Genomic DNA, 5,626 nt, shown 5'->3' with positions numbered 1-5,626 from the left:
TTAGACTACATCAAATGAAATACAACGTTTCAATTAAGGTCTCTTTGTTCTTCTGTTCTGTTATAATCTTGAACAATACTACCAGGACACAAGGGTTAGATACGGCGTATCAGGAACTTGTAACGAATTATTGCCGGCCGATGAAAGTGACTGGTTTTGTGGTGCCTGCCTGTTTGTTGGCTATGGTTTTACAGCCCTCACCGCAGAAGGCTAGAGCCTTAGACCGGAGTACAAACGCTGACCTTAGGAAAGATTATCCCTCCTTTGCTTTTGGAGCAGACGATTACCTTCGATATGCCCCTGCAGTGGCAGTGTATGGATTGGACATGGCTGGGATAAAAGGCAAACATAATTTGGTAGACCGAACAGCACTTTTGTTGATTTCGGGAACACTTTTGGCGGCACTTCTGGCTTTTTGAAAGGAGCTGCCCACCGTTTACGACCCAATGGCGGGGAATTACCATTCCTTCCCAACGGGGCATGCCACGATGGCCTTCATGACGTTGCAATATCTGAATCAGGAGTATGGTGATCGTTCCGTCTGGTACAGCGTTGGGGGCTATGAAGCAGCTACTGCGATAGGAACTCTAAGGTTATACAATGGGGCACATTGGTTGAGTGCTGTTGTTGCCGGCGCGGGTATTGGAATTGCTTCAATGAAGCTTACTTATCTGGTATACCCCTATTTTAAGAAGGTGCTTTTGGGCGATAAAGCGGCATAGACAATGATCAGCCCCACCTGGCAATCAGAATATGCGGGGTTCGTCTAGGTGCATGCTTTCTGAGGTGAATAACTATTGGCATTGAAACGCAGATGGAGCGCGACATCTTAAAAAAGGCTGTCAGCATCTTCTCCAGAGCGTCGGCAAATATTCGGGTTCATAAAGAATCACACTAAAATGTTTTCAGATGTGTTCGGTATTCAATGTAAGCAGAGGCGGTTATTATACCTGGTTGAAGCGTGAACCTTCAAGGCGTAGTTCAGAAAACCAAATATATAAAAACAAAATAGGGATGGTTATCTGGCTTTATCTTATTTCAAAAAAACCGCTTTTTTTCAAAACATCAAGCCTAATTGCTGGTAAGAATATATCTACATGGTAGTTTAAAGTGCAAAAACGTGGATTTCTTATGTCGAGAATTTAATCTACTTTTTTCTTGTAAGACTATTTAGAATCATAAATATTTGATATTATTGCTTATGGCAATAATTAGTTTTGTTTAAAACCATGTCGGGCATGAACTCTTATACAGATCTATGCGATAAAGAACTTATCTTGCTTCTTGTTATAGGAGATGAGCCTGCTTTTGCCGAAATCTACAAGCGATATTGGAAAAGGCTTCTGGCAATTGCTTATCGCCATACCATGGATAAAGCGCTTGCCGAAGAAATTGTCCAGGAAATTTTCATAAGTCTTTGGACGAGGAGGGAGAAACTTTCTATTGCCTCGCTGGAGGCCTATCTCGCCACTGCGGTTAAGTTTTCCGTTTATAAGTCTTTTTACCGACAGAAGAGAAGATCCGAAGTGGAAAGAGGGAATTGTGCCAAGGAGAGGTGCACCCTGAGTGAAGAGCAAATGGAAGCCAGGTTTACCCAGGAATATATTAATAAGTTGGTAGAGCAATTGCCGGAGAAATGCAAACTCGTATTTAAGTTTAGCAGGAATTCGGGCTTAAATATTTCTGAGATCTCTCGGGAAATGGGTATTGCCGAAAAAACGGTTGAGGCACACCTGACCAAAGGACTAAAGATGCTTCGTTTCAATCTGAAACGTGCAGGATTTATACTACTACTGCATCAGTGGTTTTAACCCAAAACGTGATATTAAATTTCTAGTCAACTAAGGGTAAGACAAGACTTTAAGGTACTTGCTATAAATAAGCCCATATTGGATACCTTATGCGACAGGAAGAAATAAACGATCTTATTGATAAGTTCTTTCTTGATACCCTTACTCAGGAAGAAAGTGATCGCCTGACAGAATGGTATCGGGTTCAGAATGAATTCGATATAGAGTGGGACCTCCAAGAAGATGAGGACATGTTTAAGTCTCGGCTATATGCAGAAATTACCTCGCGGATTAAGGCTGAAAAGTCCCCAGTTGGCGTGAGTTCCATTTGGTACAAGGTGGTAGCTGCGGCCGTCGTTCTAGTGATACTCGCTATTGGGTTAGGCATCTATACGAAAGACAAGCAGCTACCGCCTAACTATGTGGATATAAAAACTGAAAAAGAGATATTACCTGGTGGAGAAAAGGCCACACTTACGCTTTCTGATGGCACTAAATTTACTTTGGACGGGACAAATGACTCCGTACTTGCGGATAGACATGGTGTAACCTTGCGAAAAGCTGAAAATGGGCAATTCAGTTTTACCTTTTCTGATCCAGCCCTTCTGGCGTCGCGCAAGGGCGGAAAACACGGGGAGGTATTCGATATCATAGAAACACCTACGGGTGGAAATTACAAATTTAGCTTACCAGATGGAACTAAAGTTTATCTGAATTCGTCTTCAACCCTAAAATTCCCAGTTTCATTTTCAAAGACTGAGCGTAAGGTGCTTCTTAGTGGGGAAGCTTATTTTGAAGTTGCTAAACATCCCTCAAAGCCATTTATAGTGGAAAGTGGTGATCAAACCGTTGAAGTGCTGGGAACACACTTCAACATCAAATCTTACAAAAATGAACCAGCTATTAAAACCACTTTGCTTGAAGGCCGTGTGAAAGTTATAGAACGATCTACAGGTGATGCGAAATATTTAGGACCGGGCCAGGAAGCCAAACTAGAGAAAAGTGGACGGTTTACTGTGGCTATCGGGGATACGGAGCAAGCTATAGGTTGGAAAAATGGGGCTTTTGTGTTTAATGATCTTCAACTGGAAGACATCATGCGTCAACTGGAACGCTGGTATGATGTAAATGTGGATTATTCCACTGTTCCAAATACACGTTATAACGGTGTTATTTCCCGGGATGTCCCGCTTTCCAAGGCGCTTCAGATGCTAGAAGTTGCAGGAGGATTGAAATTTTCAGTTGCGCACAGAACTATTAAAATTAATAATCATTAACAAAAAACAAGCGCCTATGAGATAAACTTTTTAAGCCAAAAATAGCCGGCAGCGGTCGCAACGCTGCCGGCGTGTTAAGGCAATTTTTCACTAAGAAATCAACAGACTATTAACCTTAATCCTACAAATGTATGAAATTTATAATTCTCAGGGTGAGAATGGCAAGGAACCATCGTGCTCGCCGCTTCACCTCTGAATTGAAGTCAAATCATATTTTGACCATGAATTTAACTGCCGTCATTCTATTCTTTACCTGTCTGCAGGTTAGCGCGGAAGTGTTTCCACAGCGAATTACGCTCTCCGAGAAGAATGCTCCTTTGAAAACTGTTATTCGGGAGATTAAGGCTCAAAGCGGTTACCAGATTCTGTTCAATTCAGATCTGATTGAGAAAGCGAAACCAGTGACAATTAATGTTATAAACGCATCTTTAACAGAGGCACTAGATTTAGCGTTAGAAAACCAGTCTTTGATTTACCAGTTTTCTGACAGAACCATTCTCATCGGACCGAGCCGGGTGAGCCTCCTGAAACAAAGGCAGGAAAAGTCTATACCGCCCGTGAAAATCACTGGTAAAGTATCCGACTCAGGTGGTGGGCCATTGGTTGGAGTTAGTGTAATTGTGAAAGGGACAAACATCGGTATGGCTACTGATGCACAAGGCCGATTTTCACTGACTGCACCTAACGATGCTGTACTGGTTTTTTCTTTGGTGGGCTTCACCAGCCGTGAAATTCCCGTAAACGGAAGGACAACAATCAATGTTCAGCTGGATGAGGGTCTGGGTGCATTGAGTGAGGTGGTGGTGACCGGATATTCCAGGGAGGCAAAGAAGGATATCGTTGGGTCTGTCTCTGTGGTTAACACCAATGAGCTATTGTCTACTCCCTCGGGAAATGTAAGCAGCCAGTTACAGGGGCGTGCCGCTGGCGTGACTGTGAGTACAAACGGTGAGCTCGGCGGGTCTGCAAAAGTCCGTATCCGCGGATTTGGCTCGTTTACCGGATCGGACCCCCTATACATTATTGACGGCGTTCCTGCATCTTCTGGAATTGATAATTTGAACCCTGATGATATCGAATCTTTGCAGGTTCTTAAAGACGCATCATCTGCTTCAATCTACGGGGCCAGGGCAGCAAATGGCGTTATTATTATCACCACTAAAAAAGGGAAGAACGGTCCTGTAAAAGTCAATGTAAGTGGTTATAATGCGATAAACAGCGTTAATAGGAGTGATTTTCCTGATTTGTTGAATGCACAGGAATATGGGGAGATGTACTGGAAACAAATGGAGGGAGCCGGATATAAGGTTGGTGATCCAGGTTGGAACCATCCTCAGTATGGGAACGGAGCAAGGCCTGTTATTCCGGAATATATTCTTGTCAGAAATAACAATGTGAATATTGGAGGTGCGGAGCTGGAGCGGATCCGAATAAGTGATCCCTCAAGATTCCAGGCGCTGACTGACCCATCAAATTATAATTTTATTACAAACCAGATCGTAAGATCTGCAGATACCGACTGGTTCAATGAATTCTATAATCCAGCGCTTCAACAAAACTATAATGTTTCGGTAACTGGTGGTTCGGATAATGGGTCTTATATGCTGAGTTTGAATCATTTCAATCAAAAAAGCACTTCTGTGGAGACAAATTTCTTCAAACGTTATTCACTCACCGCCAATGCCTCTTATAATATTTCTAAGCATATACGTGTTGGAGAGAACTTACGTTTATCGTACGTAAATAGTAATAGGAGTAATCCCTATCCGGAGGCGGCATGGACGATGCTCGCACTTATCCCTGTGTACGACATCATGGGGAATCCAGCGAGTACCGCTGCGCCAGGAACCTCCGGTTCTGAAGGTTACAATCCCATCACGGAAGGGTATCGTAATAGATTTGACAGAAACGACAATGTGGGCATTTTTGGTAACGTGTACGCAGAGGCCGATGTTATCAAAGGCTTGACAGCCAGAACCTCATTTGGCTTTGACCGTTTCTCGAGAACGATTCGCGATTTTTCTGCGCGCACTTATGAGCACGGTGAAAACTTCAACAACAACTCTCTTCTATCGAGTGAAAATCATACGAATTCATGGACTTGGACCAATACGCTTAATTACAGCCATACTTTTGCCAAGGACCATGACCTTAAACTTCTTGTAGGCACTGAAGCTATCAAAACTTTCAATGAGTTCTTGTCCGCAACCCGGTTAGATTTTCCGATTGACCAGCAAGAAAATCCTGATTTTCACGTCATTAATGCTGGACTGGGCAGCCAAACCAATTCAGGTAGTTTTGGCCGAAATTCCTTGTTTTCTTTGTTTTCCAGGATGGATTATGCTTACCAGGGAAAATACCTGTTTAACGCAACATTGCGGCGTGACGCATCGTCAAAGTTTTCTAGAAACAACCGTGTCGGCTATTTCCCAGCTGCTGCTCTTGGCTGGCGTCTTTCAGCAGAGCCTTTCATGAAAGGTATGGAGTGGATAGACGACATGAAGCTTCGGGCAAGCTGGGGAATTATCGGTAATCAAACCGGACTCAGTAGCGACAATC

4 protein-coding genes and 1 pseudogene are annotated in these 5,626 nt (G+C 43.2%); all 5 read left to right on the top strand.

The window, feature by feature from the left end:
- Positions 1 to 419, top strand: a pseudogene (locus tag ACKI5J_RS05145) (hypothetical protein); the annotation flags it as partial.
- A gap of 27 nt (positions 420 to 446) precedes the next feature.
- On the top strand, positions 447 to 722 hold the full coding sequence (locus ACKI5J_RS05140; RefSeq protein ID WP_407427187.1) for a phosphatase PAP2 family protein: 276 nt from the start codon (positions 447 to 449) through the stop codon (positions 720 to 722).
- Positions 723 to 1,238: 516 nt separating this feature from the next.
- Positions 1,239 to 1,811, top strand: coding sequence for an RNA polymerase sigma-70 factor (locus ACKI5J_RS05135; protein WP_407427185.1), 573 nt, complete (start codon positions 1,239 to 1,241; stop codon positions 1,809 to 1,811).
- 89 nt (positions 1,812 to 1,900) lie between these two features.
- A complete protein-coding gene (locus tag ACKI5J_RS05130; RefSeq protein ID WP_407427183.1) occupies positions 1,901 to 3,067 on the top strand; it encodes a FecR family protein in 1,167 nt (388 codons plus the stop codon).
- 131 nt (positions 3,068 to 3,198) lie between these two features.
- Positions 3,199 to 5,626, top strand: a 2,428-nt coding sequence (locus ACKI5J_RS05125) for a SusC/RagA family TonB-linked outer membrane protein (RefSeq protein ID WP_407427181.1), incomplete at its 3' end; no start/stop codon positions are given.

It is taken from the genome of Arcticibacter sp. (assembly GCF_045629565.1).
Taxonomy (GTDB): Bacteria; Bacteroidota; Bacteroidia; order Sphingobacteriales; family Sphingobacteriaceae; genus Arcticibacter.
The sequence above is the reverse complement of the archived record's forward strand: the minus strand, read 5'-3'. Positions and strand labels throughout refer to the sequence as shown.